This is a genomic window from Aeromonas molluscorum (assembly GCF_051376105.1).
GTDB classification, from domain to species: Bacteria; Pseudomonadota; Gammaproteobacteria; order Enterobacterales; family Aeromonadaceae; genus Aeromonas; species Aeromonas molluscorum.
The window spans coordinates 1,818,863-1,845,543 of the sequence record NZ_JBPQCY010000001.1 but is presented as its reverse complement, the minus strand read 5'-3'; the positions used below and the strand labels follow the sequence as shown (position 1 = coordinate 1,845,543).

Genomic DNA, 26,681 nt, shown 5'->3' with positions numbered 1-26,681 from the left:
GGGGGAGCTTTGAAGGGGGGAATTAGTTGTCCACTCCCCGGCGGGACAGGTAAAGAGGGGAGTGGACATCTGTCACGGGTTGACGCAAGTCGCGGTGTGACCGCCGCGTGGGCCCCGGTGACAGGGAAAGCCTGGCTTACTGTTCGCTGCTGCCACCCTGGTCGTTATTGTCATAACGGCCCGGGGCGCCATGGGGACGCGGTGCCATGGATACACGGGGTTTACGGGCACGCTGAATGTTGACCTGGGGACGACCCGAGTGCATGGCGATGGTGGAGATCTTGGCCTTGTAAACCAGCTGCTGGTTGCCATGAGCGTCGGTCAACAGCACGCTGTACTGGTCAAAGCCACTGATGGTGCCTTCCAGCTTGATGCCGCTCACCAGGAAGATGGCAACCTGACTGCGGTTTTTACGAAGCCAGTTAAGAGCTGAATCCTGCCCATTCCCGAGGGAGAAGGCTTGCTCAATGGTGGCGTAGCTGGGGGATTCGGTTGTCATAAATTATTGTCCCGCGGAAAAAAAGTGGCGTTTGATTGTGCTAAATGGCCACTGGCTTGTCAAAGTCATTCTGTTGCCGCCCCAACTATGGGGTGAGATAGGGGCTGGTAGCCCGGACGCCCTACTGCGATAATCGCGCTTTCATGGTCCGTGATGGACCCAGACAGAGATATTCATTTGCCATCAAGTTCCAAACTGAGCCCATATCGCACCGATCCAACGGCATGCGAAGAGTGCGATCTGCTCGCCCCCGCCACCGAGCTGGCGCTCGGCGAGGCTCAGCATTGTGTGCGATGCGGCCATATCTTGACCAGCCACCTGCCGGATCAGGGTCGGCGACCGCTCGCCTACGGTCTGGCTGCCATCATCATGTTCGTGCTCGCCAACAGCTTCACCTTCATGTCGTTCTCCGCCAAGGGGCTGGGCCAGGAGATGACCTTCCTGCAGTGCATCACTACCTTGGTCAATGAGGGGTATCTGTTCCTCGCCGCCGTGCTAAGCCTGACCCTGATAGGGTTGCCCCTCGTCTACATGGGCTCCATCATGCTGGTGCTGTGGCGCCTCGACAAACCGATGCACAGCAAGGCTCTCCGTTCGCTCGGCCGCTTGCTGTGCCGGATCAAGCCCTGGTTGATGGTGGATGTGTTCCTCATCGGCGTCCTCATCTCCCTGGTCAAGCTGATGGGCATGGCCGACATCAAGATGGGCCTCTCTTTCTGGGCCTTCGTGGGCTATACCCTGCTGCTGATCAAGACGATCTCCTCCCTGGATCGCATGTGGTTCTGGCAGCGGCTGTTTGGCCAGACAGAGGGGCGGGAGCTGGATCTGACCGCAGGAGCACGGGAGGCTGGTCTGGTCGTTTGCCATATTTGCGGCGCACTCGGCGAGCTGGGGCAGCATAGCTGTCGGCGCTGTGGCGCACATCTGCACAGCCGTAAACCCGGTGGACTGGGGCGCACCTGGGCCCTGCTGATCACCTCGGCCATCCTCTATGTCCCGGCCAACCTCTATCCCATCATGGATACCGTCTTTCTCGGCGATACCAGCCCCTCGACCATACTCGGCGGCGTCGTACTGCTGTGGGCGCTGGGCTCCTATCCCATCGCCGCCATCATCTTCATCGCCAGCGTGGTGATCCCCCTGGCCAAGATACTGGCCCTGTTCTGGCTCTGCTACCGGGTGCAGACCGGGGATGGCGCTTCGCCCCTTGGCAAGCTCAAGCTCTATCGCATGACGGAGTTTGTTGGTCGATGGTCCATGATTGACGTCTTCGTGGTGGCCATACTGGCTGGGCTCATCCGACTCGACAATCTGATGACCATCTACCCCGGCCCTGCTGCCGTTGCCTTTGCCGGCGTGGTGCTGATCACCATGGTGGCCGCCATGAGTTTCGATTCCCGTCTGATTTGGGATTTACAACAAGGAGAACGCGAACGTGAGTGAGCGTAAGACAGTGAAGAAAGCCAGCGCCGAGTTTTTCGGATCGGCGGCGGCGATCTGGATGGTGCCGCTGGTGGCCCTGTTGATCGGCGCCTGGATGCTGTTCCAGCACTGGTACTCCCAGGGCCCCAGCATAGAGCTGACCGTGCCCACGGCCGAAGGCATAGTGGCGGGCAAAACGGTGATCCGCTCGCGAGAGGTGGATGTTGGCCGGATAGAGGCGGTGGAGCTGAGTGAAGATTACAGCCACGCCGTGATCACGGCGCGTCTCTCCAACAATGCAGCCAACATGCTCAAGGGAGACACCCAGTTCTGGGTGGTCAAGCCGAGGATCGGTCGTGAAGGGGTCTCCGGCCTCGGCACTCTGCTCTCTGGAGCTTACATAGAACTTTCCCCGGGCAAGAAGGGCAAGGCGAAGGCGCGCTACGAGATCCTCGACATACCGCCGCTTGCCTCCCTCGATGCCAAAGGGCTCAGACTGACGCTCAACAGCGCTGAAACCCGCTCTCTCAGTGTGGGATCCCCCATTCAATACAAGGGCTACACCATAGGCCAGGTGGAGGAGGTGAAGTTCTTGCCCGAGAAGAGCGAGCTGGAATATCAGATTTTCATCAACGCCCCCTATGACGTGCTGATCACCAACAACTCTCGCTTCTGGATGACGCCAGGGTTCGAGGCGTCCCTGACCAGCGAAGGCATGAAGGTGAAGATGGACTCGCTCGAAGGTCTGATCGACGGCGGCATCACAGTCGGCCTGCCGGCGGGCTGGATGCCGGGTGACCAGGTCAAGAACAAGGATGCCTTCACCCTGTTCAAGGATCAGAACAGCGTGCTGGCCGGTAGTCTGGATCAGTTCATCGACTACGTCTTCCTGTTCGAAGACAGCCTGGCCGGGTTGCACCCGGGGGCGGCCGTGGAGTATCGCGGCGTACGAGTGGGGACTGTTGTGTCGTCGCCCTATCTCATCGATGACAAGGCGAGCCAGCTGTTCAAGAGCAAGGTGATCCCGGTGCTGGCGCGGATCGAGGTGCAGCGGATCTCCCATCGCTATGCCAGTGCCGAGCGTGAGCAATGGCGTAAGCTGTTCAGCAAGCAGTTCCAGGAAGGGCTCAGGGCCACGCTCAAGACTGCCAGCCTGCTTACGGGGGGCAAGGTGATCGATCTCAACTTCTATCCGGAGGCGCCTGCCTTCATGGCGCGCAAGATGTCCGGCTTCGAAGTGTTCCCGACCACCCAGGGCGGCCTGGATCAGATAGAGCGCAAGGTGAACCTCATCCTCGACAAGTTTGTCGACATGGACATAGCCACCACACTGGCGCAGGTCAACAGCAGTCTGGCCAACCTGGACAAGACGATGAAGAACGTCAGCTCCCTCAGCGCCAACCTCGACAAGCTGACCAGCCAGCGGGCGACCCAGCAGTTGCCGGCTTCTCTCAACGAGAGCCTGGTGCAGCTCAAGGAGACCCTGAGCAGCTATGATGGCGCCTCCCAGACCAACCAGGATCTGCGTCAATCGGTGCAGTCCCTCAATCAGTTGATGCGTGAGTTGCAGCCCCTGGTGCACTCTCTCAATGAGCAACCGAGCTCGCTGATCTTCGATCGCTCCAGACCCCAGGACCCTGAACCCAAGCGAGGTACCGAATGAAACGACTCAGCATGGCACTGGCCCTGACAGCGCTGCTGGCCGGGTGCAGCAGCGCCCCCAGCCTGCATTACTACTCCCTGGACGCCGATGGCACGCCTCAGGCGGCGCCTGTCACTCACCCGCAGCATCAGCTGGTGCTGCGTCCGGTCCAGATCTCGGATCAGCTCGACAATGTGAGCCTGGTCTATCAGCTGGAGGGCAAGGAGCTGCTCTTCACCGAGTACCAGCGCTGGGCCGGTTCCCTGGATGGCCAGCTCAACCAGCTGACCCTCAATGGCCTCTCGGCCCGTCTGCCGGGCTGGGTGGTACGTCAGGATGGTGCCCGTCAGGGCCCCGTGCTCACTATCAGCGTGCAGCGCTTCCAGGGCCGCTTCGATGGCCGGGCCGTACTGAGCGGGCGCTGGCGCCTGCTGGCCGAAGATGGTCGCGTCTTGCAAGACAACCCCTTCCACATGGAACGGGTTCTGCCTGCCGATGGCTATGGCACCTTGGTCGGGGAGCTGAGCATCGGGTGGCAACTGCTGCTTGATCAGATTGCGATCGAGCTGCGCAAGGGGTGAGCCGGATTGCAGAAATAAAAAACGGGAGGCAGTTGCCTCCCGTTTTTTATGCGGTGCCTGATGGTTATTGTGCGACCTCCGAGACTCCCTCTACCTTGACCTCTACCCGGCGATCCGGTGCCAGGCAGACAATCAGCTCACGTTTGGTGCCGCTGGCGCAGCTGCTGCCGGTGACTGGATTGCTCTCGCCCATGCCCTGCACTTGTACCTTGCTAGCGGGCAGGCCTTTGCCAATCAGGTAGTCGGCGACGGTGCGCGCCCTGTGCTCGGACAACTTCTGGTTGTAGCCATCGGCCCCGAGGCGGTCTGTGTAACCCATGACGGTAGCGGTGCCATCCTTGGGTCTGGCCGCTTCAATCTGGCTATAGAGCGTATCCAGCGCCTGGCTGGCCTGCGGCTTGAGGGTGGCCTTGTTGAAGTCAAACAGCACGTCCGAACTCAGGCTGAAGGATTGATCCACCATGGTGGGTTCCGGCATTGGCGGCGGTACCACGACGGGCTCGGGGGCCTCCTGCCCAAAGCGATAGAGCATACCGATTGAGAGCAGGCCGTTGTCGAGCTCGACCCCGGTGTGATCCAGGTCCATGTCGCCGAGGGGGGTGGTGTACTGGTATTCGAGGCGGGCTGCCCAGTTGCGATCGATGGCGTACTCGGCGCCCAGTGCGCCAACAAAGGCGGCGCCATCATCGTTGTCCAGCTCCCGGCTATCTGCCCAGGCGTAGGCGCCGCCGAGACGGCCATACAGGTCCAGGCTGTCGGCGACCGGGAAGCCAATTTTCATGGTCAACTGCACCATCTGGGCCGTCACCTTGTCATCGCCCTTCATGGTGGGATCAAGCTTGTCGGTGACATCGTATTTGTACTCGCCGAGCCAGTCGTAACCCAGCTCTACGCCGACATTCTGGTTGATCTGATAACCGGCGAAGGCGCCAGCTCCCAGGGCATCATTGCTCTCGTCGGTAATGTCGGCCGCATCCTTGATGGCGTCATTGTGATCGACTCCGTAGAAATTGGACCAACCCAGCTTGGCACCGGCATACCAGGTGTTGTCTTGTCCTGCAGCCTGGGCGTTAGCCACCAGCAATCCAGAAACAATCAATGTAATCAATGATTTATTCATATCGTGCCTCTGCAATTTCATATGAAGGAAGTTTGCCTCAGTGGCCTTCCCTTATGGGTCCGGCGGTCAGGGCCGTAGGACAGATTAAAGTTAGTCGCTTTTGAAAATGTCGCAACTGACTGAATTGACAATATTTGTTGAGGCACTGGTCTGGATGGCAAGGGTGCCATATGGCCAAAAAAATGGGGGCTTATTGACCCCCGTTTTGTACCAACAGTGATGGGCCAATGGCTTATCTTGGCAAGTACTCGTACTGGCTCTCGATGAAAGCGGCGGCCCGTTCACCCAGGGCGGCATGAACGACTCGGGTGGGATGGACCTGATCCCAGTACATCTTGCCCTCGCAGTCAGGGGCGGCCACCTTGCGGGCCATCGGGCTGGTGACCGCCTGCGCCAGCAGGGGGTTGCCCGCGATGGCGAGCCGCTCCTGCGGGCTGAATGCATTGAGGCGGGCATCCTCATTGGCGCTGCTGGCGGCAAAGGGCTTCCACACATAACCACCGCCATAGCAGGCGTGCTCGGTGTCGCTCAGCCCGAAGTTTTGCGGCTCACTGAGCATCTCGTCGAACTGTTTGTCGATCTCGAACAGGCGTACCAGACCGGTCGGGGCGAGCTGGCGAGCCAGATTCAACAGCAGGGCGTTGTGATACTGAGAGACATGGCTGGCGGCCTGGGTGACCTTTTGACTGCGGGCCGAGGGATTCTGGCCCAGATCCGGCAGGTTGAACAACAGCACCTGCTTGGCACCGTTGAGCACGATGCGGCTGGCGGCGTCACTGATGGCATCGCGAACCCGTTTGGCATCGGTCTCACTATTCCAGCCGTAGGCCAGGTAGTCGTTGGCGCCGACCCAGAGGATCACCAGATCGTCGGGCTGGAAGCTCTCCTTTTGCAGGAACTGGGTTATCTCGTAGTCCAGGTTGTTGATCACCTGATACTTGGGGTGCCAGGAGATCTTGTTATAGGCCACTGCGGTGGCGCCCCCTTCCGCTTCATTAGCGATTTTCAGGCCGGGAAATTGTGCGTTGAGGTGCTCCAGCCAAACCGGACCGTTGGAAAAGCGCCCCTCATAGTAGGGCGGGCTGGAGGGAAGATAACCACGCATCTTGCTATACATCTTGCCGGTGTCGGACAGGCTGTCACCAAAGACGACGATGCGGGAGAAGGCGGGACGTGGTTCGGCCGCCTGGGCTGTCCAGGCCAGCAGGCCCAGCAGGCAGATAAAACAGGTTCTCATCATGGGGTATCTCATCTCTTGGGAGCAGGTGTCCTGCGATAGCTGTAGGTGCTCGCCAATCCGCGAGTCATTTGAGAATGATAACCCTGCCGAATTTAATTCAACAATCATGGATTGGTCCGCAAGCGATTGCGCTCACACCCCGTTCCCCCAAATGGGGTGGCTTCACATCTGTTTCACGCCACTTTTGACATCATCTCCCCATCGCCGATATGGCAGCCTGTGAAAACTGAGGAAAGTGACATGAAAACATTGAACGCTCTTACCCTGTTGGCCCTGATCTCCGTCTCCACCGCCACCCTGGCCGCTTACACCGGGCCGGCAGAGCAGAATGCGGTCACTGTCATCCAGCTCAAGGATGTTGTCGATGACAGCTGGGCCACGGTCGAAGGCAAATTGATCAAGCACCTTGGCGGCGAGAACTACCTGTTCCGCGATGCCAGCGGCGAGGTGGAGGTCGAGATCGATGCGGACGTATGGCGTGGCCAGGAAGTCGGCCCGGATGATTTGGTGCGTCTGCGTGGCGAAGTGGATCACAGCTGGAACAAGACCGAGCTGGAAGTGGAGCAGTTGGAGAAAGTCGGTGCCACACCCCAGAGCAAGGGCGGCTTCATCGCCAAATAGCGCACGACGTTGGCGATAAGTTTGAGTCTGATATGAGAAGGGCGCTCCTGGAGCGCCCTCTTTTATGTCGTCATTCCGACGGGAGGTTGAAGATGCGAACGCCTTCAACCCGCCCGCTTGGGCACCGTTCGTTTGAACCCTTTCTCGGCCTGATCGACCTTGTAGAGGTAACGGCGCGCTTCCGCTTTGGGATGCTGCTCGGTCAGGACCTGATAGACAGCCTCGGGGGAGAGGCGGTTGATCATGCCGGGTGCGGCCTTGCGGTCGCGGGAGAAGGTATTGAGTACGCCACCGGCCCCCCCGTTATAGGCGGAGATCACGGCGTAGCGCCGCGAGCGGGGATCGGCGATGTCGACCAGATAGACGGTCTGCAGCAGGTGCAGGTAGGCGGTGCCCACATCTATGTTGTAGGCCGGATTAAACAAGTCATCCCGGGTCGGTTGACCGTTCTTGCCCTTGACCCTGACATAGACATCGCGCCCCGCTGTGGCCGGTATCACCTGCATCAGGCCATAGGCATTGGCATGGCTGACCGCATAGGGGTTGAAGCTGCTCTCCGTCTTGATCACCGCATAGATGAGGCTCTCGGCGACCCCGTATTTACGGGATGCATCGCGGATGATGCTGGCGTATTTGTAGCCGCGCTTGTCTTCGTGGTTCGCCACCATGGGGATGTCGACGTAGAAGATGTTGCGAATACCGAGGGTGCGCTTCTTCATGGCGGTGCTGAGCAGGTAATCGGCATAGCGCTCTGCTCGCCAGTCGAAGCGGATCGGCTGTCCCTGGTTATCCAGCACCTGGCCATAGAGGAAGGGCTCGCCACCGGGCAATATTTCCCTATCCGAATAGAGATCCACCTCGGCCGGATCGTCCGGGGTCAGCAGCGTCTCTATGATGGCGCGGCGCAGATGAGACTTGGGATCCAGCCCCGACACCGTCTCGATCATGATATGGCCACTGGAGAAGTCGATGTGGGCACGGCTCTTGTATTCATCCGTGTATTTGACGTAGTCAAACTTGCCCGCAAACAGCGCCTCTCGCCCCCATATCTCGTTCACGTTATGGGAGAGGGCGCTGATCATGTGCTCGAAGCCGCGCACATCCTTGCCGTTGACCAGGTTGTCATCCTGATCATCACTGGATTTAGGGGTAGAAGAGCAGGCACCGAGCAGCAGGATGGCGCACAACAACCAAAAAATTCGGCCCATAGGATCCTCGAAAAGGGCGGCCAGGCCGCCCGTCACTCACTGGCTGCGGGCTAGGAGAGGTGCCACCGTCGATGGGCACATGGCCTGGCTCCGCAGGTACATCTTACTGGCTGGGGGGCGTGTAACCTTCAATGTCGACTTCACCTGCTTCAAACAGGTAACTCACCATCTCTTTCTCCAGCAACTGGCGATGCTCGACGTTCATCATGTTGAGCTTCTTCTCGTTGATCAACATGATCTGTTTGCGCTGCCATTCGGTCCAGGCTTCCTGGCTGATGTTGTCGAAAATGCGTTTGCCAAGTTCACCAGGGTAGAGTTGGAAAGCCAGGCCGGGGGCCTCTTTCTTCAGGCGTTGGCAAAATACGGTACGGCTCATATTGACCTCTGTGGTTGCAAGTCGGGATAGCCCAGCAGGCGCGCGGTGGCGGCGGCCAGACCGACCTCGTCTGGATGGCACAAGTTATACCAGAGTCGGGTATCTGCTTCCATGAGCGAGGCGGGTGGCGCTTGCTCAAGTTCGATGAGCAGGGGCCGGATATCCAGATGAAAATGGCTGAAAGTATGGCGAAATCCGGCCAGCTCCCGATAGGGTTGCTCGGCCAATCCCAGGCGACTCAGGCAAGGGGCAACCGCCTCCAGGCTGTCGACTTGAGGGAAGCAGTAGAGACCACCCCATATGCCTTGGGGGGGGCGCTGCTCGAGCAACAGTCGATTGCCCTGACGGATCATCAGCAGGATGCCGTTGCGGGCCGGGATGCTTTTCTTCGGCTTGCTGTTGGGGTACGCGGTGGGGTTGCCTTGCGACAGCCCCTGGCAGTCAGCTTGTACCGGGCAGCGTTCACAGGCCGGTTTGCTGCGGGTGCAAATGGTGGCGCCCATGTCCATCATGGCCTGGTTGTAATGGGCGACCCCCAGTTTGGGGGTGAGCCGGGTCGCGAGCTCCCACAGATCATTCTCCACCGGTTTCAGGCCGGGCCAGCCGGGCAGGGCGAGCCAGCGGGTGAGCACCCGCTTGACGTTGCCATCCAGGATGGCGTGAGGCTGACCGAGGGAGAGGGAGAGCACGGCGCCCGCGGTGGAGCGACCAATACCAGGCAGGGCCACCACCTCGTCGAAGTGCTCGGGGAACAACCCCTGGTGCAGATCACGGATCTGCTGGGCCGCTTTGTGCAGGTTGCGTGCCCGGGCGTAGTAACCCAGCCCTGTCCAGTGATGCAGCACCTCGTCGATGGGGGCATCGGCCAGGGCTATCACGTCCGGGAAACGCGCCATAAAGCGCTCATAGTAAGGGATCACAGTGGCGACCTGGGTCTGCTGCAGCATGATCTCCGAGACCCAGACCCGATAGGGGGTCTTGTCCTGCTGCCAGGGCAGGGTCTTGCGTCCATGGATCTGGTACCAGTCCAGGATACGGCTGGCGAAGCTTGATTGACTCACATTGCTCTCATCTTGTTGATTAAAAAGGGGAGCTCTCGGGCTCCCTCTCTTGTTATTGCCGTGTTTATCTAACGTAACCGTGCAGGCTTTGTACCGGCTGACGGGATTAGCCCGGCCAATCCTGCAATGCTTTCAGGCTGACGGATTGACCGGCGAGGCCGAGCACTATGTAGTTCTGAGCGATGGCTTGCAGCATGACGCCAGGTGCCACCTCGTTGCCTTCCCGTATCTCGCGGCCATTGATCACCACACTACGCTTGGCCGGATTGGAAGAGTAGAGGTGAGCGCCATAAGCGAGACGGGGGATCTGCTGACGCAGCGCCGGGGGGAGGGCCGCGATGGGAACGACCTGGGATGCCGCAGGCTGGGTCTGCATCGGGGCTGGCTCAGGCTCCAGGGGCACATTGTTGAGGGCGCTTTGCAGCAGGGCGGCGAGATCCTGGTTGCCGCGTTCCTGGCGCACCGGATCCTGGGTCGGTTTGGGCAGGATCACGGGTTCGGGCAGCGGCGGCGGCAGCGGGCGGGTAATCATCGCCTCGGGTTCGACTCGCATGAAGGGCGCCGTGACTATCTCCTTGACCTCGACCTGCTCTTCGATGGGGCGGTTATGGAGCAGATGCCAGCCGTAATTGGCCGCAGCCCCCATGGCGATGGCCAGCGGGGCCAGCAACCACCAGATCCAGGCTCGGTTTGGTTCTTCTTCCCGGCTGACCGGCAATCCCATGGCGGGAATATAGGGGGCATGCTGGGGGGCATCGGCCCGTCGCAGGGCCTTGAGCAGGGTCGACATCAGGCGATCACTCCAGGGAGGGGGCGGAGGGGGATATGGCTGGCCGCCAGGGTGGCGGTTGAACCAGGGGGGGCGACTCGCATCAGGAGGCATCCTCCAGCTTGGGCATGGGTTCACCGGCCATCACGTTCAGGTGCAACAGGGTGTTGCTGCCGGCAATACCATCGGGATTGAGCCCCTGCTCGCGCTGGAACTGCTGCAGCTTGGCTTTGAGCGCGCCATCGAAGCGCTTCACCTTGCGCTCGGGCTGCTGCAGGGCCCGGCTTAGGGCATTGTCGAGCCACTGCACCTGTTCGGCGCCAGCATTGTTGCCAATCAGGGTCACACCGCCCTTGGGCAGGCGCCACAGCAGGGTGTAGCTGCCGCCCCAGTTGTCCTCAAGCCATAGACGCTCTACCTGCCAACGCTGCTTGCCAATCAGCAAGGATGCCTTATCGGGCCCGAGCTGGGTGAGGGTCGCATAATAGAGACCGCCGTTCTCATCATTGAGGCTGATGAGCGCCGGGTATTGCAGGGCTTGTAGCTCGGCGAGGGAGGCCTCTCCATCCTGGCAGCGCAGCCCGGCCCGGGGGGCATTGTCACAGACTGCCTCCTCCAGACTGGTCTGATAGCCCCACACCTTGAACAGATTCTGCATGGCGACATCGGGCTCAATGGCCTGATTGATGGCGCGGGTCAGCTGTTCCTGCTGCTCGGCGCTATTGTCGACCTTGACCGGCACTTCCACCTTGATCACTGGCCGCTCGGGGAAGATGCCGACAAACTGCCAGCCCCACCAACCGAGTGTGACCAGCAGGGCTCCGGTCAGGGCCACGGTCAGCCCGGATTGCCAGCTACCCTCGTCGCGAATGCCGCTCACCTCATAGGCTGCCACACTGATGTCCTTGTGGCTCACCTTGTGGCTGGCCCGGGCAAAGGCGCCGATCAGGGCGCGGTCGCAGATAAGGTTGATAAGGCGGGGAATGCCGCCGGAGAGCCGGTGCAGGGTCGCGAGGGCCTTGGGGGTGAAGATGGGTTGCACGCAGCCCGCGACCTGGAGACGAAAGCGCACATAGGCATCGACGTCCATGGCCGAGAGCGGCAGCAGGTGATAGCGGGCCGTGATGCGCTGGGCCAGCTGACGAAGCAGAGGCTGGCGCAGCATCTGCTGCAGCTCGGGTTGACCTATCAACACGACCTGCAGCAGTTTTTTCTCGTCGGTTTCCAGGTTGGTCAGCAGGCGCAGCTGCTCCAGCACCCCGGGCAGCAAATGCTGGGCCTCATCGACCAGTACCACGCTGCGCTTGCCCGCCGCCAGATTGGCGAGCAGATGGTCGCGGATCAGATCAAACAGCGTCTTGAGACCGGCATCGGCCCCATAGGGCAACTGATACTCGTCACAGATGGCGGCCAGCAGATCCCGCTCGGTGAGCGAAGGATTGAGTATGTAGGCGATCTCGGTGTCGGCGGGCAATTGTTGCAGCAGGCAGCGGGACACAGTGGTCTTGCCGGTGCCCACTTCTCCGGTGAGCAACACAAAGCCTCCGCCATCTTGCAGGCCGTAGTTGAGATGGGCGAGCGCCTCCCCGTGCCGTTCACTCATATAGAGATATTTGGGATTGGGCGAGATGGAGAAGGGCGCTTCCGACAGACCGAAGAACTGTGTGTACATAAGGATCCATTCCATTGTTATGGCGGCAGGTTAAAGCCTCACCGGGGTTATGTCAAAGACCCGAAAACCCCGGCAAGCAGGGGCCATCGTGCCCGAGCGGCAAAGCCGATATAATCGGGGCAGCATCCATGAGGGAGAGAGTCGATTTGCAGATCTATCTGGTAGGGGGGGCGATCCGGGATCGTCTATTGGGATTGCCGCAAGGGGACAGGGATCATCTGGTGGTCGGGGCCACGGTCGAGCAGATGCTGGCGCAAGGTTACAGCCAGGTCGGTCGTGACTTTCCTGTGTTCCTTCATCCCAAGACCCATGAGGAGTACGCCCTGGCGCGCACCGAGCGCAAGCAGGGCCAGGGCTACACCGGCTTCGTCTGCCATGCGGCGCCCGATGTCACCCTGGAGCAGGATCTGTTGCGCCGGGACCTCACCGTCAATGCCATCGCCGAAGATGAGTCTGGCCAGCTCCATGACCCTTATGGTGGCGTGCAAGATCTCGAGCTGCGGCTGTTGCGCCATGTCTCTCCTGCCTTTAGCGAAGATCCCCTGCGCATCTTGCGGGTGGCCCGCTTCGCCGCCCGCTTCCATGCCCAGGGTTTCGTGGTGGCGCCAGAGACCCTGGGGCTGATGCGGGAGATGACCGATGCCGGCGAGCTGGCCCACTTGACCCCGGAGCGGGTCTGGAAGGAGTTGGAACGGGTGCTGATGGGGCCGACCCCGGCGGTCTTCTTCGAAGTATTGCGTGCATGTGGCGCTCTCAAAGCGCTCTTCCCCGAACTCGATGCCCTGTTTGGTGTGCCCGCGCCTGCCAAGTGGCACCCGGAGATTGATACCGGCATCCACACCCTCATGGTGCTGGAGCAGGCCTGCCAACGCTCTCCCGCTCTGGCGGTGCGCTTTGCCGCCTTGTGTCATGACTTTGGCAAGGGGTTGACCCCCAAAGCGTTCTGGCCAAGCCACCACGGTCATGGCCAGAAGGGGCTGCCACTCATTCGTGATTTCTGCGAGCGCTTCAAGGTGCCTGGCGATTGCCGGGACCTGGCGCTCTTGGTGAGCGATCTGCACACCCATATCCACATCGCCTTCGAGCTCAAGCCCGCCACCCTGCTCAAGGTGTTCGACAAGGCCGACGCCTGGCGCAGACCGGAGCGCTTTGCCCAGCTGCTCGATGCCTGTCGCGCCGATTTCCATGGTCGTACCGGCTTTGAGGAGCGGGTCTATGCCGAGCCGGATTATGTTGCGCAGGCACTCGCTGCGGCCCAGGCCGTGCCGGTCAAGGAGATAGTGGCGGCAGGATTCAAGGGAGAAGAGATCCGCGAGCAGCTCGCCAAGCGGCGACTCGATGCCATCAGTCGGGTCAGGGATGAGTGGACCTTCCTGGACGAGGCATGATGCTGCGGGTGTTTTGACGCATAGCCTTTGGGCGGGAGAGTGGCGATAAAAAAAGCCCGGGTCAGTGACCCGGGCTTTTTGCTGGCTGAATGGATTGCATCAGGAGAAGCAGGCTTCCAGCACATAGAAGATGATGATGGCCAATATGGCACCTGCGGGCAGGGTGATGACCCAGGAAACCACGATATTGCGCAGCACACCCAGGTTCAGGGCCGCGATACCGCGAGCCAGACCCACCCCCATGACGGCACCCACCAGTGTCTGGGTGGTGGAAATGGGCAGACCCGTTCCTGACGCGATGACCACGGTGGCAGCGGTTGCCAGCTGGGCGGCAAAACCACGGCTCGGGGTCAGGTGGGTGATACCGGTACCGACAGTCGCCATCACCTTCTCGCCCATGGTCGCCAGACCAATGACGATGCCAATACCACCGAGCGGCAATATCCACCAGGCGATAGAGGAGCTGCCGGTGATCTGACCGGCACTCTCGACCGTGGAAACCACGGCGGAGAGCGGACCTATGGCGTTGGCGACATCGTTGGAGCCATGAGCAAACGCCATGGCACAGGCGGTGATCACCATCAGGATGCCAAATACCTTCTCCACGTTGGCGAAGTGCATCTTGTTGTCATCGACCGGGTTGTAGTTCTGACCGCGAATGTAGAACCAACCCGCAATGGCCAAGGCGATGGAGATACCCACGGAGAGCAGAATGCCCTCGCTGTTGCTCAGATGCAGACCGACGTGGGACAGCCCCTTCTTTATGGTCACCAGACAGATCACCAGAGAAGTGAGGAACATGTAGAAGGGGACGTAGCGCTTGGCGTTGCCCAGCGGATCATCGGTGTTGAAGATGAGCTTCTGCACACTGATGAACATGAAGTAGGCGATGACCCCGGAGAGGGCAGGGGTCACTATCCAAGAACCGACGATGCCGCCGAACTTGCTCCACTGCACCGCTTCCGGACCCACGCTCACCACGGCAAAACCAACGATGGCGCCAATGATGGAGTGAGTGGTCGACACTGGCCAGCCGAAGTAGGAGGCCAGGATCAGCCAAAGACCTGCCGCCAGCAAGGAGGAGATCATGCCTAGCACCAGTATATCCGGGCTATCGGTGAAGGCATTGGTGTCTATGATGCCATTGCGTATGGTGGCAGTGACTTCACCACCGGCCAGATAGGCCCCGGCGAATTCGAAGATCATGGCGATGATGATGGCCTGACGAATGGTCAGGGATTTGGTGCCGACCGACGTGCCCATGGCATTGGCAACGTCATTGGCGCCAATACCCCAGGCCATCAAAAAGCCGAACAAGGCCGCCACGATCACCAGGGTGGTGCCGTAATTCGCGATAATGTCCATTAGTATTTTTTACCCAGTCAGTCGATTAGGAACGAGCTAGCATCAGTTCCAGACGGGCGCCTACACGCTCAGCCTGGTCCGCCAGATCACCTACCCATTCGAGGATCTTGTACAGGAAGATAACGTCGATCGGATTGTAGTTGTGCTCCACGGTCTGGAGTTTCTGCCGCAAACCAATCTGCATGGTGTCAGTATCGTCCTCGATCAAATCCAGCTGGTGGATCATCTCGGCAACCATTTCTACTTCACGTCCCTTGAAGCCGGTTTCGAGCAGCTCATCGAGTTCTCCGATGGCTTTCTCGGCTTGGGCGGTCGCATCGATACAACGTTTGAGATAGGCCATGACGTCGGCACGCATCTCGGTGGGGAATTCCATATGACGGCCCAACATGCGGCCGGAAATGTCCTTGGCACGATTGGCTATCTTGTCCTGTTGGGTCAAAAGCTCCAGCAAGTCGGTACGCGCAACCGGCAGAAACAGGCCGCGAGGCAGTTTCAGACGAATTTCACGCTTGAGGATGTCGGCTTCTTTTTCCAGTTGGGAGATCTGCTGACGAATACGTTCGGCATCACTCCAACGACCATCGGCGATGGCGTCAAAGAAGGGGATAAGTTGCTGAGAACACTCGTGAACTTTCACAATGTGCTTTTGCAGCGGTTTGATGGGCGACTTGGCAAAAAGCCCTAAAATAGTATTTACTGGCATGGTAAAAACCTGTGTCGGTGAAAAAACACTCGATACGATTCTATGAGGCGCGCATGGTAACCGAACTGCGCGACCAATAAAACAGCGAACTTCATCTTAACGTCACGCAGGCAGTATATCCGCGCCGCCTGGTGGCCGCCTCCCTAAACTCCCTTTTTGCCCGGAAAACCTATGCAAACCGAGATTGAAATCAAATTTCTCATCGATAGCGCCCCCCATGATGACTTGGCGCATAAGCTGAATATCTTTTTGAATTCACTCACTATTATCTCTCACTCCCAAGCCTTGCTCGGCAACACCTACTTTGATACCGCAGACTTGGCGCTGCGTCGTCTCGACATGGGGTTGCGCATCCGCCGAAGCGATGATTTCGCTGAACAAACCATCAAGTGTCGGGGCCAGGGAGTGGGTGGTTTGCATGCCAGACCTGAATATAATGCCCCTGTTACGGGGGACTCGCCGAATTTGGGCGATTTTCCTGCCACTATCTGGCCCCAGGGGGAGGATCTGGCCGCCTTGCAGGCTGCACTTTTCCCCCAGTTTCGAACCGATTTCCTGCGCCGCCACTGGCTGATCGCCTATGAGGGAGCAGAGATAGAGCTGGCCTGGGATCAGGGGGAGATAGCGGGCAAGGGGGGATGTGAGGCTATCGATGAGTTGGAGCTGGAGCTCAAGACGGGGTCGACGGCGGCCCTGCTCGCCTTGGCTGCGCTCCTGGGGGCCATTCCCGGCTTGAGACTGGGAGTGCAGTCCAAGGCCCAGCGCGGTTATCGATTGGCGGGGCTCGGCAAGGCCTTGGTGCCGCGCATCGTCCCTGCATTGGCGCAATGGGATGCCCTGTCGCTGCGCCAGCGAGTACAGGCTGGCCTCGAACATTGGCAGCATCATGAGCAGATCTGCGTGCTGCAGCAAGATATGAGCGGCTGGCCCGGTCTGATGGCGGGTCTGGCGCTGATAGCGCAGGGGCTGGATGCCGGACACGCACATCCCGAGTGGGCCCAGCGTCTGACCGATACCCGCACAGAGCTTTCGAAGCTGGATGAGGCAGGGCAAGCGACCTGGCTGTCTCGAGCAGATTATGTGCCGCTGCAGCTTGCCATCATTGCCTGGCTGCAATCCTGAACAGTCGCCCAGGTTCAGGGCATCTCAAACTTCTCTACTAGAGATGACAAAAAAGGAGTGGGGCCTTGGGCCCCGCTCCTTTTGTCTGTCTGGACGCGGCTTTAGCGAACCTGGGTATAGATCTTGGCGGTACTGGTCACGCTACTGCTTCCTTCGCACGTCTGATCGAGCAGGCTGCGCTTGCAAGGCTCGCCGTTGAGTTCGATGCAAAAATCGAAGCGGGTCTGGCTCTTGAGGGTTTGATGGCTCTTGTTGAATTCGGTCGGCTGCCATTGCCAGCGGGAGAGGGCCTCGATGGCGGCATCGGAGAAGCGCTCATCGGTGCGCGACACTATGCGCATCTGGGCGGCCTCACCACTCGGGGTGATCAGGTACTCCAGGGTGGCGCAGCCCATCTCGCCGGCGGCGACCGCCTCTTTGGGGTAGCGGGGCTCCACCTTGTGGCTGGGTTGCCAGTTAGCGGCGACGTCGCTGGCCGAACTGAGCGGCCTGGGACCGAAATCCAGAGATTGGGATTGCTGGCTACAGGCGCTGACCCCGAGTAGTGCGACGCTCAATACGATGATCTTGTTCATTTGCTTCCCTTCATGGGCCCTGGCGCCCTGTCCTGCCTATCATTCTGATTATTAATAAAATATCAAGCTGCGATTGAAAACCTTCTGCTGCCAGAAATGATAGGAAAACCGCCAAAAGGCGGTTTTTTCAACAGGAACTGACTCAATAATAGCCGGGTTCTTCCTTGCTGGGTCTGGTCTTGAAGCGGCGGTGCAGCCACATGTACTGCTCGGGGGCCCGACGTACCGCGGCCTCAATTTCCCGGTTGACCCGAGTGGCGTCCGCCAGCTCATCCCCACTAGGATAGTCCGCGAGGGGCGCGCCTATATTCAGTTCGTAGCCCTTGGCGGTACGAATGTTGTAGCAGGGCAGCGTGACGCTGTTTTTGACCCGCGCCAGAGTGGCGGTGCCAGTGATGGTGGCGGCTTTTTCTACCGCGAAGTAGGGGACGAAGACGCTGGCATGGTTGCCGTAATCGTGGTCCGGTGCGTACCAGAGAGCATCGCCATTGCGCAGCGCCTTGATCATGCCCTTCACGTCGGTGCGATCGACCAGGTACTTGTTTGAAGCGCAGCGACCATGATACTGGGCATATTCCAGCACCGGATTGGTATTGGGGCGGTAGACGCCGACGCCGGGCCTGACCAGGCCGAAACAGCGCGCATTTAGTTCAAGCGTGAGGAAGTGGCAGGAGAGCAGCAACATGCCCTGTCCCTGGGCCACGGCGTTGTGCACATGCTCCTCCCCCTTGATGGTCATCAGCTTGCGCATGCGCCAATCGGGCCAGAACCAGGCCATACCCACCTCGAAGATGGCGCAACCTACGCTGGCGAAGTTCTCCTTGAGCAGCACCTCACGCTCGTCCCGGCTCAGTTCCGGCAGGGCCAGCTCCAGGTTGCGACGGGCAATTTTCACCCGGGATTTGAGCAGACGGCGGGCGAGGGCGCCCAGGCCACGACCCAGCCACATCTGGGTACGCCAAGGCAGCAAGACCAGCAGCCAGAGCAGGACAAGACCTAACCAGCTACCCCAATAGCGGGGGTGAAATAGATGAGGGGTGAGGCGGGGAGCATTATCTTGGGCCATGAAGATTCTCGTGTTCGCAAACTCAGTCGGGGGATTCTAGCCGAAAAACACGGCCGCTGGCGAATGGCGTGGCCAATGGCTTTGTTAACACGGCGCCAGAGACTGTGATAAAATCCTCTGCTGATTTTTCCGGTTTTGAGAGTCGATACAGATGAAGATCACCCTGCCCGATTTTGAAAAAGCCCGCGTACTGGTTGTCGGCGATGTCATGCTGGATCGCTACTGGCATGGCCCCACCGGGCGTATCTCGCCGGAAGCGCCGGTCCCCGTGGTCAAGGTAGAGCACATCGAGGAGCGCCCGGGTGGCGCGGCCAACGTGGCGCTCAACTCGGCTGCCCTCGGTGCCCACGCCGTGCTGCTGGGCCTGACCGGGCAGGATGAGGCCGCCGATGCGTTGGCGAGCCAGATGGCTGGCGTCAAAGTTGCCTGCGACTTCGTGCGCCTTGGTGACTATCCCACCATCACCAAGCTGCGGGTATTGTCACGCAACCAGCAACTGCTGCGCCTCGATTTCGAGGAAGCCTTCCACGATGTCGACTCCACGCTGTTGATGGGCAAGGTTGAGCAGGCTCTGCCTCATACCGATGTGATGATCCTCTCCGATTATGGCAAGGGGGCTCTCAACGACGTGCCGGGCATGATAGCTCGCGCCCGTGCCGCCGGTATTCCCGTGCTGGTCGACCCCAAGGGCACCGAGTTCGAGAAGTACCGTGGCGCCACCCTGCTGACCCCCAACATGTCCGAATTCGAGGCGGTGGTGGGCAAGGTAAAGAATGAACAGGAACTGGTCAGTCGTGGACTGGAGCTGGTCAAGCGCTTCGAACTGGACGCCTTGCTGGTGACCCGTTCCGAGAATGGCATGACCCTGATCCGCGCAGGTCAGGACGAGCTGCATCTGCCCGCCCAGGCCCATGAGGTCTATGACGTGACTGGGGCCGGTGACACCGTCATCTCGACCCTGGCCACCGCCCTGGCCGCAGGCAAGACCCTGGACGAGGCGTGTGCTCTGGCCAACACTGCCGCGGGCATAGTGGTCGGCAAGCTGGGCACCTCCACTGTCAGCCCGGTCGAGCTCGCCAATGCGCTCTACAACGAGCACGAGACCGGCTTTGGGGTGCTCTCCGAGCAACAGCTCAAGATCGCGGTCGATGCCGCTCGTCGTCGTGGCGAGAAGGTGGTGATGACCAACGGTTGCTTCGATATCCTGCACGCCGGCCATGTATCCTATCTTGCCAACGCCGGTAAACTGGGGGACAGATTGATCGTTGCGGTCAATACCGATGACTCGGTCCGTCGCCTCAAGGGGCCGGGTCGCCCGGTCAATTCGACCGACCGTCGCATGGCCGTGCTGGCCGCACTGGGCGCCGTGGATTGGGTGGTGCCCTTTGGCGAGGACACCCCCCAGCGCCTGATCGCCGAGATCCTGCCGGATCTGTTGGTCAAAGGTGGCGACTACAAGCCCGAAGAGATTGCCGGTTATGACGAGGTGACCGCCAACGGTGGCGAGGTGCGAGTCCTCAACTTCGAAGATGGCTGCTCGACCAGCGACATCATCAAGACCATCCGCGAACGTGGATAAGTGATGGCTAGACCATAAAGAACCGGCCAAGGCCGGTTTTTTTATGGTCGGTTAGGCTGCGGCAGCCGGGTCGGGATGACAAACAACAGCCATGAAAAAGGCGACCCCGGGGTCGCCTTTTTCATTCGAGCTGTGTCGCTTAATAGGTGCGGCTGCTGCTCTTGGGGGCATCGGCCGGGGCAACTTTCAGGCCCTGGTTGACGTCCACTATGTCTTTTTGCTCCAGCACGCCCGCCGCCTGCTTGAGGGAGAGGATGCTGAGGATGTAGTTGTAGCGCGCCTCGGAGAGTTTCTGCTTGGCGTCATACAGCTTGCGGGTAGAGTCGAGCACGTCGACGATGGTACGGGTGCCCACTTCGTAACCGGCTTCGGTCGCCTTCAGGGCGCTCTCGGCTGAGATCACGGACTGGCTGTAGGCTCGTACCGAGCCGATGCTGGCGTTCACGTTGTTATAAGAGGAACGCACGCTGCTCTGTACGGAGCGGAAGCTGCGCTCGAGCTGCTCGCTGGCGGCAACGTAGTTGTACTGAGCTTGTTTGACCTGGGAGGTGGTGGCACCGCCGGTATAGAGCGGCAGCTTGAAGGTCAGCCCTATGTTGGCCTGGTTATCGTTACCGTCCGAGTTCATGGTCTCGTCTTTGTAATCGTAATAACCGGTGTTCAGACCGGCGCCCAGGTCCAGGGTCGGCTCATGACCCGTCTTGGCCAGATCGATCTGTTCCTTGGCGATGTCTTTGCCGATGCGGGCGCTGTGCAGCTCCAGGTTCTTGTCCAGAGCCAGCTCCAGCCACTTGTCGGAGCCAAAGCCAGTTTTTTGCGGCGTGAAGCGTTCGGTGTTGAGCACGTCCAGATTGCGGTGATCGACACCGGTCAGCTCACGCAGGGTCTCGTAACTGTTATCCAGACTGTTCTCGGCGCTGATCTCGTCGGCCAGAGCCTGATCGCGAGAGGCCTCGGCTTCATGCACGTCGGTGATGGCGGTCAGTCCCACTTCGAAACGCTGCTGGGTCTGCTCGAGCTGACGTTCGACTGCGGCCTTGTTGGCACGCACGAACTCCAGGGTGTCCTGGGCCTTGAGCACATTAAAATAGGCCTGGGAGGTGCGCAGCATCAGGCGCTGATATTCCAGGTTGTAGCTGACGTCGGACTGGGTGGCGCTCTTCTCGGTCAGGTCCAGGTTGACCCAGTTGCTGCGACGATAGATGGACTGATCCAGAGAGAGGCTACCGGTGGCGTTGCCATTGGTCTGGGTATCATTTTTGTTGGCCAGGTAGTTGAGTCCGGCACCCAGGTTGATCTGGGGCAGCAAGGAGGCGCGAGACTCATTGATTTTCTCGAAGGCCTGATCACGGCGGGCCTTGGACTCCAGCAGCTGGGTATCCTTCTGTTGCGCCTGGGTATAGATGTCGAGCAAGTTCTCAGCTTGGGCACTGGCGCTGAGGCCGAGCAGGACCATGACTGACAGGAGTGTTCTGTTCATAGATTCTCTTAACCTTATGTATTAACTCGAAGCTGCCACTGGATGTAGGAAAGATATTGTCACCAACCAAACTGGATTTCAGCTTAATCGAGTCACTATCTGCAAAATTTCACGGAAGCCGTCCGGTTCTGACCTGAAGAAAAGGAACAAAAACAGCGGGGTTTTTCTCCCGCGAACGCCTAGCCAAATGCCCTGTGACTGCTAAAATCCATCGCTCATCGATATCAAGGGTGAGTGAATGAATGTTCATTCATGAACTCGGATTTTATGGTCTAACCGGGCCAAGTCAAGCCGACGGGAGTAGCTGATGTCGCAGCAAGCCTTGCCAGATAACGGCCATTATGGCATTGAGGATGTAAAAATCATTGAAAAATCAGTTTGTTATAACGGATTTTTCAAAGTGAATGTCTATCGTTTGCAGCACAGGTTATTTGCCGGAGGCTGGAATGAGCCCATAGTGCGCGAGCTGTTCGAGCGGGGGCATGCCGCCGCTTTGCTGCCCTATGATCCGGTGCGAGACGAGATAGTACTGGTCGAGCAGTTCCGTATCGGTGCCATCGAGACCAGTCCCACCCCCTGGCTGCTGGAGCTGGTGGCCGGCATCATAGACGAAGGGGAGACCGCCGAAGTCGTGGTGCGCCGGGAGGCGGTGGAAGAGGCGGGCATCGATGTGGGTCGCTGTGAGCATGCCATCAGCTATCTGGTGAGCCCCGGGGGCAGCACGGAGCGTATCGAGGTGTTCGTGGGCGAGGTCGATGCCAGCCAGGCCCAGGGTCTGCACGGTTTGGCCGAGGAGGGTGAAGACATCCGGGTGCACAGGGTGAGCCGCGAGCAGGCCTATGCCTGGTTGAAAGAGGGGCGCATCGACAATGCCGCTTCCGTCATCGCTTTGCAGTGGCTGGCACTCAACCATGGCGAGCTCCGTGCGCGCTGGTTGGCGGAGCGCTGAGGTGAGTCTTGCTCACGCCAGGCGTTATGTGCCTGACCTCATGTCCCTGCAGCGCACCTGCGAGGTCAACTACATGGCGCTGATGAAGCTGCTGCCAGCGGGAGGAGAGGTCGGTGCCCTGCGGCGCTATCAGGTGGGTAACGGCCTGCAGTTTCAGCTCAGTCTGGTTGGTGAGAGCCGTTTCACTACGCAAGTGGTGCTCAGTCAGCACAACCCGGAATTGCCCGACTATTTGCAGGCTCGCATAGAGATTCGTTTGTATCATGATGTGCGAATGGCGGAAGTGTGTGCGGCGCAACAGATTTCCAGACTGCAACCACGTTATGATTACCCCAATACAAAAATGCACCAACGGGATGAAAAAGAGCAGGTAAATCTGTTCCTCGCCGATTGGCTCAAGTTTTGTCTCAGGCACGGTACCAGTCTGATTAACATCTTCTAGTTGAACCAATAAAAAGAAGCGTGATTTTGGAAACAGAGCTACCTCAGGCGCCCGACGGCAGTGTGCGCCTGTTACAAATAACCGATACCCATCTGTTCGCCAGCGGTGAAGGCAGCCTGCTGGCCGTGCGGACCGCCGACAGCCTGGCGGCCGTGCTTGAACGGGTGCAGGCCAACGGGCATCCGTTCGATCTCATCCTGGCGACCGGGGATCTCTCCCAGGATCACAGTCCGGAATCCTATCAACGCTTTGCCTCCATGATGGCGCCCCTGTCGCGCCCCATCTATTGGCTGCCCGGCAACCACGACGACGGCCCCCTGATGACCGAGTACCTGCATGCGGCCGGGATCAGCGAGAAGAAGCAGCTGGTGGGCGAGCACTGGCAGATCATACTGCTCGACACCCAGGTTCGCGGCAAACCCCATGGGGTGCTTGGGGATCACCAGTTGGCGGCCCTGGATCTGGCTCTGCGCCAGCACCCGGATCGCCATGCCCTCATCGCCTTGCATCATCAGGCGGTGCCCGTGGGTTGCGCCTGGCTGGATCAGCACAACCTCAAGAATGCCGATGACCTCTTCGCCGTGCTGGCTCGTCATCCGCAGCAAAAAACCATCTTGTTTGGTCATGTTCATCAGGAGTTTGACGAGGTACATCAGGGAGTGCGTCTCATCGCCAGCCCCTCCACCTGCATCCAGTTCAAACCGCTCTGTGAGGGTTTCACTCTGGATGAGTCTGGCCCGGGCTGGCGCTACCTGACCCTGCATCCCGATGGCCGTATCGCCAGCCAGGTGTGGCGTCTGCCTCTGGGGCAGTTCGTCCCCGACCCCGATGCCACCGGTTATTGAGGGAGTGATATGAGCTCGGTTCTGCTCTATTTGCATGGCTTCAACTCTTCACCCGGTTCGGCCAAGGCTCGTCAGATGGCTGATTGGCTCGCCGAGTACAGACCCGACATCGAGGTGCTGATCCCGGCTCAGCCCAATACCCCGGCGGCGGCCTGGGCGGCCATAGCGCAGTCCATAGAAGCCGCGCAGGCCCGCCATGGCGATGGGCTCAGACTCGGCGCCGTGGGCAGTTCCCTGGGCGGTTTTATGGCGACCCGGGTGAGCGAACGTTATGGCTGCCGCGCCGCCCTGATCAACCCGGCGGTGCGCCCCTATGAGCTGCTGCAAGATTTTCTAGGACCGCAGACCAATCCGTATACCCATGAGCGTTATGAACTGCTGCCCCGGCACATGGACGAGCTCAGGGCGCTGGCGGTGCCGGTGACGGCACCGGAGCGACTCTGGGTGCTGCAACAGCAGGAGGATGAGGTGCTCGACTATCGCAAGGCGCTGAGTGAGTACTCCTTTGCCCGGCTCTCCCTCGAGTGCGGCGGCGATCACAGCTTCGTCGGCTTCGAGCGTTATCCGGCCCAGATCGTGCATTTTCTGGGGCTCTGAATCATGGCTGCTGGCATCAGTCCCGAGTTGAATCCCCAGGAGGCCGTTGCCCCGGACTCGCGACCCGGCCCAGACCAGCCTCGGCTGGCTGCTTTTTTGGAACAGGTGCTGGCCACGGCCCAGGCCGGACTGACCTACTCCAAGGATCCCTTTGACATAGGGCGCTTTCATGCCCTGCGCGATGCCACCGCCGCCCTTATCGCCGAGCAGAGCACCCTGGATCCTGTGCGGATCGCCGATTGGATTGCCCTGGATAGCGGTTATCCGACCCCCAAACTGGATGTGCGCGCCCTGATCCTCAACGAGCAGGGGCAGCTGCTGTTGGTGCGCGAGCGCAGCGATGGTTGCTGGACCCTGCCCGGTGGCTGGTGCGATATCGGTGACTCACCGGCGGGGGCCGTGGTGCGCGAAGTGGTCGAGGAGACGGGATTGATCTGCCGCGCCGTGCAGCTGCTGGCGCTATTTGACAAGCTCAGGCACCCCCATCCGCCGCAACTGCCCCATGCCCACAAAGCCTTCTTCCTGTGCGAGGTGACCGGCGGTCAGCTGCTCACCGAGACGGATGAAACCCAAGACGCCGCCTATTTCCCTCTGGAAGCCTTGCCCGAGCTGTCGCGCCATAGGGTGGTGGCGTCGCAACTGCGTACCCTGCATACCCATGTGCAGCAAGGACGACCAGATACCCTGTTCGACTGATCCCATCAGGGCGAGGTCCAGCGGCAAGGAGGCTGCATGATCAAGCGCATTGGCAATACCCCCATCGAAGAGAAACACAGGGCCAGCTGCCATTGCGGAGCTGTGGTGCTGGAACTCGCCTTGTCGGACGGCGTGGTGGATCCGCGCCGCTGTGACTGCTCTCTGTGTCGGCGGCGCGGCGCCATCGTCGCCTCAGTACCGCTGGCGGGCATCCGCATCCTGCAGGGAGAGGCGGTGCTGCGTTGCTACCGATTCAACACCCATACCGCGCAGCACTACTTCTGCAGTGTCTGCGGCATCTATACCCATCACCAGCGCCGCTCCAACCCGGCCGAGTATGGTTACAACCTCGCCTGTCTCGAGGGAGTCAATCCGTTTGAACTGGGCGAGGTGCCGTTGCGCGATGGCGTCAATCACCCGGCTGACCGATCAGGGAGCCATCTGCCCCTATAGCACTGAAAATGACTGTGTTAACCTTGGCGAGTCTGCTCTGCATGCAGACCATGGCCGATTGCCTCGGCCCTTCTTTGCCAATAGGGAGCACGCCAGCGATGACCCCCTCAGCACTGCCCGATCTGATCCTGGGCGCTTCGCTCTATTTTCCGCCCCTGTTCAAGGCGGTGTTGCTCGGCCTGCTCGGCTGGTTGCCTCTGCATCGCCTGGTGCGTGACTGGCTCTATGGCGGCGATGTCTGGCACCCGATGCTGATGGATCTCTCCCTCTTCGTACTCGCCGTGTGCGGCGCTCTCTGGATCTTGCTACATGGCTAAATCACCGCTGGCGACTCTCAAATATCTGTCCACCCTGCTGGTCTGCGCTTTGGCGCTAGGGGCGGCCTGGTGGTTGTGGAACTACTACATGCAGGGCCCCTGGACCCGGGATGGCAAGGTGCGGGCCGAGCTGGTGAGCGTCACCCCCGAGGTATCAGGCAAGCTGCTCGACATCCGGGTGCAGGACAACCAGCTGGTGAAGCGGGGAGATCTGCTGTTTCGCATCGATCCTGAACCCTATCGCATCGCCGAGCGCAATGCCGTTGCCGCCCTGGGCAAGGCCGAGTCCGACTTTGCCAAGGCCAGCCATGAGGCGAGCCGCAGGCGCAATCTGGCCCGCAATGTCATCTCGGCGGAGGCGGTGGACGAAGCCGAGCTGACTCAACAGGCGATGCAGGCGGCCTTTGAGGTGGCCAAGGCCAATCTGGCGCAGGCGCAGTGGTCCCTGGCCAAAACGGATATCCATGCCAGCACGGATGGTTACATCACCAACTTGCAGACCCGGGTTGGCAACTATGCCAGCGCGGGGATCCCGCTGGTGGCGCTGATCGATACCCACTCCTTCTATGTGCTCGGCTATTTCGAGGAGACCAAGCTGCGCCATATTCGTATCGGCAGGCGGGCCGAGATAGTGCTCTACAGCTCGGACAGGCCCTTGACCGGCACCGTGGAAAGCATAGGGCGCGCCATCCATGATCAGAGCCTGGAGTCAGGCTCCGGGTTGCTGGTGGATGTCAAACCCAATGTGCCCTGGGTGCGCCTCGCCCAGCGGGTGCCGGTGCGCATTCGACTCGACAAGGTGCCCGCGGATGTCACTCTGATAGCCGGCACCACCGCCTCCATCGCCATCCATGACTGATACGCCCTTGCCAGCAACCTGGTTGGCTTTG

The 26,681-nt window shown here is 60.0% G+C and carries 28 protein-coding genes; 15 read left to right on the top strand and 13 right to left on the bottom strand.

The window, feature by feature from the left end:
* Nucleotides 1-136: 136 nt before the first annotated feature.
* Nucleotides 137-499 carry an RNA chaperone Hfq gene (gene hfq / locus ACSMDR_RS09050; RefSeq protein ID WP_005895045.1) on the bottom strand — a complete coding sequence of 121 codons (363 nt, stop codon included), beginning with the start codon at nucleotides 497-499 and terminating at the stop codon, nucleotides 137-139.
* A gap of 177 nt (nucleotides 500-676) precedes the next feature.
* On the opposite strand from hfq, the gene ACSMDR_RS09045 reads away from it, so the two are divergent.
* Genes ACSMDR_RS09045 through ACSMDR_RS09035 form a run of 3 tightly spaced genes read left to right on the top strand, consistent with a single transcriptional unit; the run spans nucleotide 677 to nucleotide 4,144 of the window.
* Entirely contained in the window at nucleotides 677-1,942 is a 1,266-nt protein-coding gene (locus ACSMDR_RS09045) for a paraquat-inducible protein A (protein WP_005895048.1), read from the top strand.
* Entirely contained in the window at nucleotides 1,935-3,584 is a 1,650-nt protein-coding gene (gene pqiB / locus ACSMDR_RS09040) for an intermembrane transport protein PqiB (RefSeq protein ID WP_005895050.1), read from the top strand. Before ACSMDR_RS09045 ends, pqiB begins: the two co-directional genes overlap by 8 nt.
* Complete coding sequence (locus ACSMDR_RS09035; protein ID WP_436467978.1) at nucleotides 3,581-4,144, top strand: PqiC family protein; 564 nt, start codon at nucleotides 3,581-3,583, stop codon at nucleotides 4,142-4,144. Before pqiB ends, ACSMDR_RS09035 begins: the two co-directional genes overlap by 4 nt.
* 64 nt (nucleotides 4,145-4,208) lie before the next feature.
* Here ACSMDR_RS09035 and ompA read toward each other — a convergent pair whose 3' ends face one another.
* Nucleotides 4,209-5,264 carry a porin OmpA gene (ompA, locus tag ACSMDR_RS09030; protein WP_436467977.1) on the bottom strand — a complete coding sequence of 352 codons (1,056 nt, stop codon included), beginning with the start codon at nucleotides 5,262-5,264 and terminating at the stop codon, nucleotides 4,209-4,211.
* A 232-nt stretch (nucleotides 5,265-5,496) separates the two neighbouring features.
* Complete coding sequence (locus ACSMDR_RS09025) at nucleotides 5,497-6,501, bottom strand: SGNH/GDSL hydrolase family protein (RefSeq protein ID WP_040318940.1); 1,005 nt, start codon at nucleotides 6,499-6,501, stop codon at nucleotides 5,497-5,499.
* 243 nt (nucleotides 6,502-6,744) lie between these two features.
* Between ACSMDR_RS09025 and ACSMDR_RS09020 the strand changes: the two genes are divergently transcribed.
* On the top strand, nucleotides 6,745-7,125 hold the full coding sequence (locus ACSMDR_RS09020) for a YgiW/YdeI family stress tolerance OB fold protein (RefSeq protein ID WP_436467976.1): 381 nt from the start codon (nucleotides 6,745-6,747) through the stop codon (nucleotides 7,123-7,125).
* 104 nt (nucleotides 7,126-7,229) lie between these two features.
* On the opposite strand, the gene mltC is transcribed toward ACSMDR_RS09020, so the two are convergent.
* The 5 genes from mltC to ACSMDR_RS08995 all read right to left on the bottom strand — a co-directional run bounded on the left by mltC (nucleotide 7,230) and on the right by ACSMDR_RS08995 (nucleotide 12,211).
* Nucleotides 7,230-8,333, bottom strand: coding sequence for a membrane-bound lytic murein transglycosylase MltC (mltC, locus tag ACSMDR_RS09015; protein WP_005895064.1), 1,104 nt, complete (start codon nucleotides 8,331-8,333; stop codon nucleotides 7,230-7,232).
* Between the two features lie 103 nt (nucleotides 8,334-8,436).
* A complete protein-coding gene (locus ACSMDR_RS09010) occupies nucleotides 8,437-8,709 on the bottom strand; it encodes an oxidative damage protection protein (protein ID WP_005895067.1) in 273 nt (90 codons plus the stop codon).
* Nucleotides 8,706-9,770, bottom strand: a complete 1,065-nt coding sequence (mutY, locus tag ACSMDR_RS09005; RefSeq protein WP_005895070.1) for an A/G-specific adenine glycosylase — start codon at nucleotides 9,768-9,770, stop codon at nucleotides 8,706-8,708. Before mutY ends, ACSMDR_RS09010 begins: the two co-directional genes overlap by 4 nt.
* A 106-nt stretch (nucleotides 9,771-9,876) precedes the next feature.
* Nucleotides 9,877-10,560 carry a GspB family T2SS assembly factor variant ExeB gene (exeB, locus tag ACSMDR_RS09000; RefSeq protein WP_436467975.1) on the bottom strand — a complete coding sequence of 228 codons (684 nt, stop codon included), beginning with the start codon at nucleotides 10,558-10,560 and terminating at the stop codon, nucleotides 9,877-9,879.
* 82 nt (nucleotides 10,561-10,642) lie between these two features.
* Entirely contained in the window at nucleotides 10,643-12,211 is a 1,569-nt protein-coding gene (locus tag ACSMDR_RS08995) for an ExeA family protein (protein WP_436467974.1), read from the bottom strand.
* A gap of 146 nt (nucleotides 12,212-12,357) precedes the next feature.
* On the opposite strand from ACSMDR_RS08995, the gene ACSMDR_RS08990 reads away from it, so the two are divergent.
* Complete coding sequence (locus ACSMDR_RS08990) at nucleotides 12,358-13,599, top strand: multifunctional CCA addition/repair protein (protein WP_436467973.1); 1,242 nt, start codon at nucleotides 12,358-12,360, stop codon at nucleotides 13,597-13,599.
* A 99-nt stretch (nucleotides 13,600-13,698) separates the two neighbouring features.
* Here the strand turns inward: ACSMDR_RS08990 and ACSMDR_RS08985 are convergent, their stop codons facing one another.
* Both ACSMDR_RS08985 and ACSMDR_RS08980 read right to left on the bottom strand, forming a co-directional pair.
* Complete coding sequence (locus ACSMDR_RS08985) at nucleotides 13,699-14,964, bottom strand: inorganic phosphate transporter (RefSeq protein WP_005894261.1); 1,266 nt, start codon at nucleotides 14,962-14,964, stop codon at nucleotides 13,699-13,701.
* 25 nt (nucleotides 14,965-14,989) lie between these two features.
* The gene (locus ACSMDR_RS08980; RefSeq protein WP_005894260.1) at nucleotides 14,990-15,670 is read right to left on the bottom strand and encodes a TIGR00153 family protein; all 681 of its coding nucleotides are present in this window, start codon (nucleotides 15,668-15,670) and stop codon (nucleotides 14,990-14,992) included.
* A 171-nt stretch (nucleotides 15,671-15,841) separates the two neighbouring features.
* Here ACSMDR_RS08980 and ACSMDR_RS08975 point away from each other — a divergent pair, with 171 nt between their 5' ends.
* Nucleotides 15,842-16,792, top strand: a complete 951-nt coding sequence (locus ACSMDR_RS08975) for a CYTH domain-containing protein (protein WP_436467972.1) — start codon at nucleotides 15,842-15,844, stop codon at nucleotides 16,790-16,792.
* Nucleotides 16,793-16,893: 101 nt separating this feature from the next.
* On the opposite strand, the gene ACSMDR_RS08970 is transcribed toward ACSMDR_RS08975, so the two are convergent.
* A complete protein-coding gene (locus tag ACSMDR_RS08970; protein WP_436467971.1) occupies nucleotides 16,894-17,367 on the bottom strand; it encodes an energy transducer TonB in 474 nt (157 codons plus the stop codon).
* A gap of 142 nt (nucleotides 17,368-17,509) precedes the next feature.
* On the bottom strand, nucleotides 17,510-18,433 hold the full coding sequence (gene lpxL / locus ACSMDR_RS08965; protein WP_436467970.1) for an LpxL/LpxP family Kdo(2)-lipid IV(A) lauroyl/palmitoleoyl acyltransferase: 924 nt from the start codon (nucleotides 18,431-18,433) through the stop codon (nucleotides 17,510-17,512).
* Between the two features lie 151 nt (nucleotides 18,434-18,584).
* Between lpxL and hldE the strand changes: the two genes are divergently transcribed.
* Nucleotides 18,585-20,012 carry a bifunctional D-glycero-beta-D-manno-heptose-7-phosphate kinase/D-glycero-beta-D-manno-heptose 1-phosphate adenylyltransferase HldE gene (hldE, locus tag ACSMDR_RS08960; RefSeq protein WP_005894257.1) on the top strand — a complete coding sequence of 476 codons (1,428 nt, stop codon included), beginning with the start codon at nucleotides 18,585-18,587 and terminating at the stop codon, nucleotides 20,010-20,012.
* Between the two features lie 139 nt (nucleotides 20,013-20,151).
* Here the strand turns inward: hldE and tolC are convergent, their stop codons facing one another.
* Complete coding sequence (gene tolC / locus ACSMDR_RS08955; RefSeq protein ID WP_005894256.1) at nucleotides 20,152-21,492, bottom strand: outer membrane channel protein TolC; 1,341 nt, start codon at nucleotides 21,490-21,492, stop codon at nucleotides 20,152-20,154.
* 307 nt (nucleotides 21,493-21,799) lie between these two features.
* On the opposite strand from tolC, the gene nudF reads away from it, so the two are divergent.
* From nudF to ACSMDR_RS08915, 8 genes are all read left to right on the top strand, one after another.
* Nucleotides 21,800-22,441, top strand: coding sequence for an ADP-ribose diphosphatase (gene nudF / locus ACSMDR_RS08950; RefSeq protein ID WP_436467969.1), 642 nt, complete (start codon nucleotides 21,800-21,802; stop codon nucleotides 22,439-22,441).
* On the top strand, nucleotides 22,404-22,883 hold the full coding sequence (locus tag ACSMDR_RS08945; protein ID WP_051106565.1) for a DUF1249 domain-containing protein: 480 nt from the start codon (nucleotides 22,404-22,406) through the stop codon (nucleotides 22,881-22,883). Before nudF ends, ACSMDR_RS08945 begins: the two co-directional genes overlap by 38 nt.
* A gap of 26 nt (nucleotides 22,884-22,909) precedes the next feature.
* On the top strand, nucleotides 22,910-23,728 hold the full coding sequence (gene cpdA, locus ACSMDR_RS08940) for a 3',5'-cyclic-AMP phosphodiesterase (protein WP_436467968.1): 819 nt from the start codon (nucleotides 22,910-22,912) through the stop codon (nucleotides 23,726-23,728).
* A 9-nt stretch (nucleotides 23,729-23,737) separates the two neighbouring features.
* Entirely contained in the window at nucleotides 23,738-24,325 is a 588-nt protein-coding gene (locus ACSMDR_RS08935) for a YqiA/YcfP family alpha/beta fold hydrolase (RefSeq protein ID WP_436467967.1), read from the top strand.
* Between the two features lie 84 nt (nucleotides 24,326-24,409).
* Nucleotides 24,410-25,021, top strand: a complete 612-nt coding sequence (locus tag ACSMDR_RS08930) for an NUDIX hydrolase (RefSeq protein WP_436468235.1) — start codon at nucleotides 24,410-24,412, stop codon at nucleotides 25,019-25,021.
* A 36-nt stretch (nucleotides 25,022-25,057) separates the two neighbouring features.
* Nucleotides 25,058-25,474: a GFA family protein gene (locus ACSMDR_RS08925; protein ID WP_436467966.1), complete on the top strand. Its 417-nt coding sequence runs from the start codon at nucleotides 25,058-25,060 to the stop codon at nucleotides 25,472-25,474.
* Between the two features lie 98 nt (nucleotides 25,475-25,572).
* Nucleotides 25,573-25,791: a DUF1656 domain-containing protein gene (locus ACSMDR_RS08920; RefSeq protein ID WP_005894245.1), complete on the top strand. Its 219-nt coding sequence runs from the start codon at nucleotides 25,573-25,575 to the stop codon at nucleotides 25,789-25,791.
* Nucleotides 25,784-26,650, top strand: coding sequence for an efflux RND transporter periplasmic adaptor subunit (locus tag ACSMDR_RS08915; RefSeq protein ID WP_436467965.1), 867 nt, complete (start codon nucleotides 25,784-25,786; stop codon nucleotides 26,648-26,650). Before ACSMDR_RS08920 ends, ACSMDR_RS08915 begins: the two co-directional genes overlap by 8 nt.
* The last annotated feature ends 31 nt before the right edge of the window (nucleotides 26,651-26,681 follow it).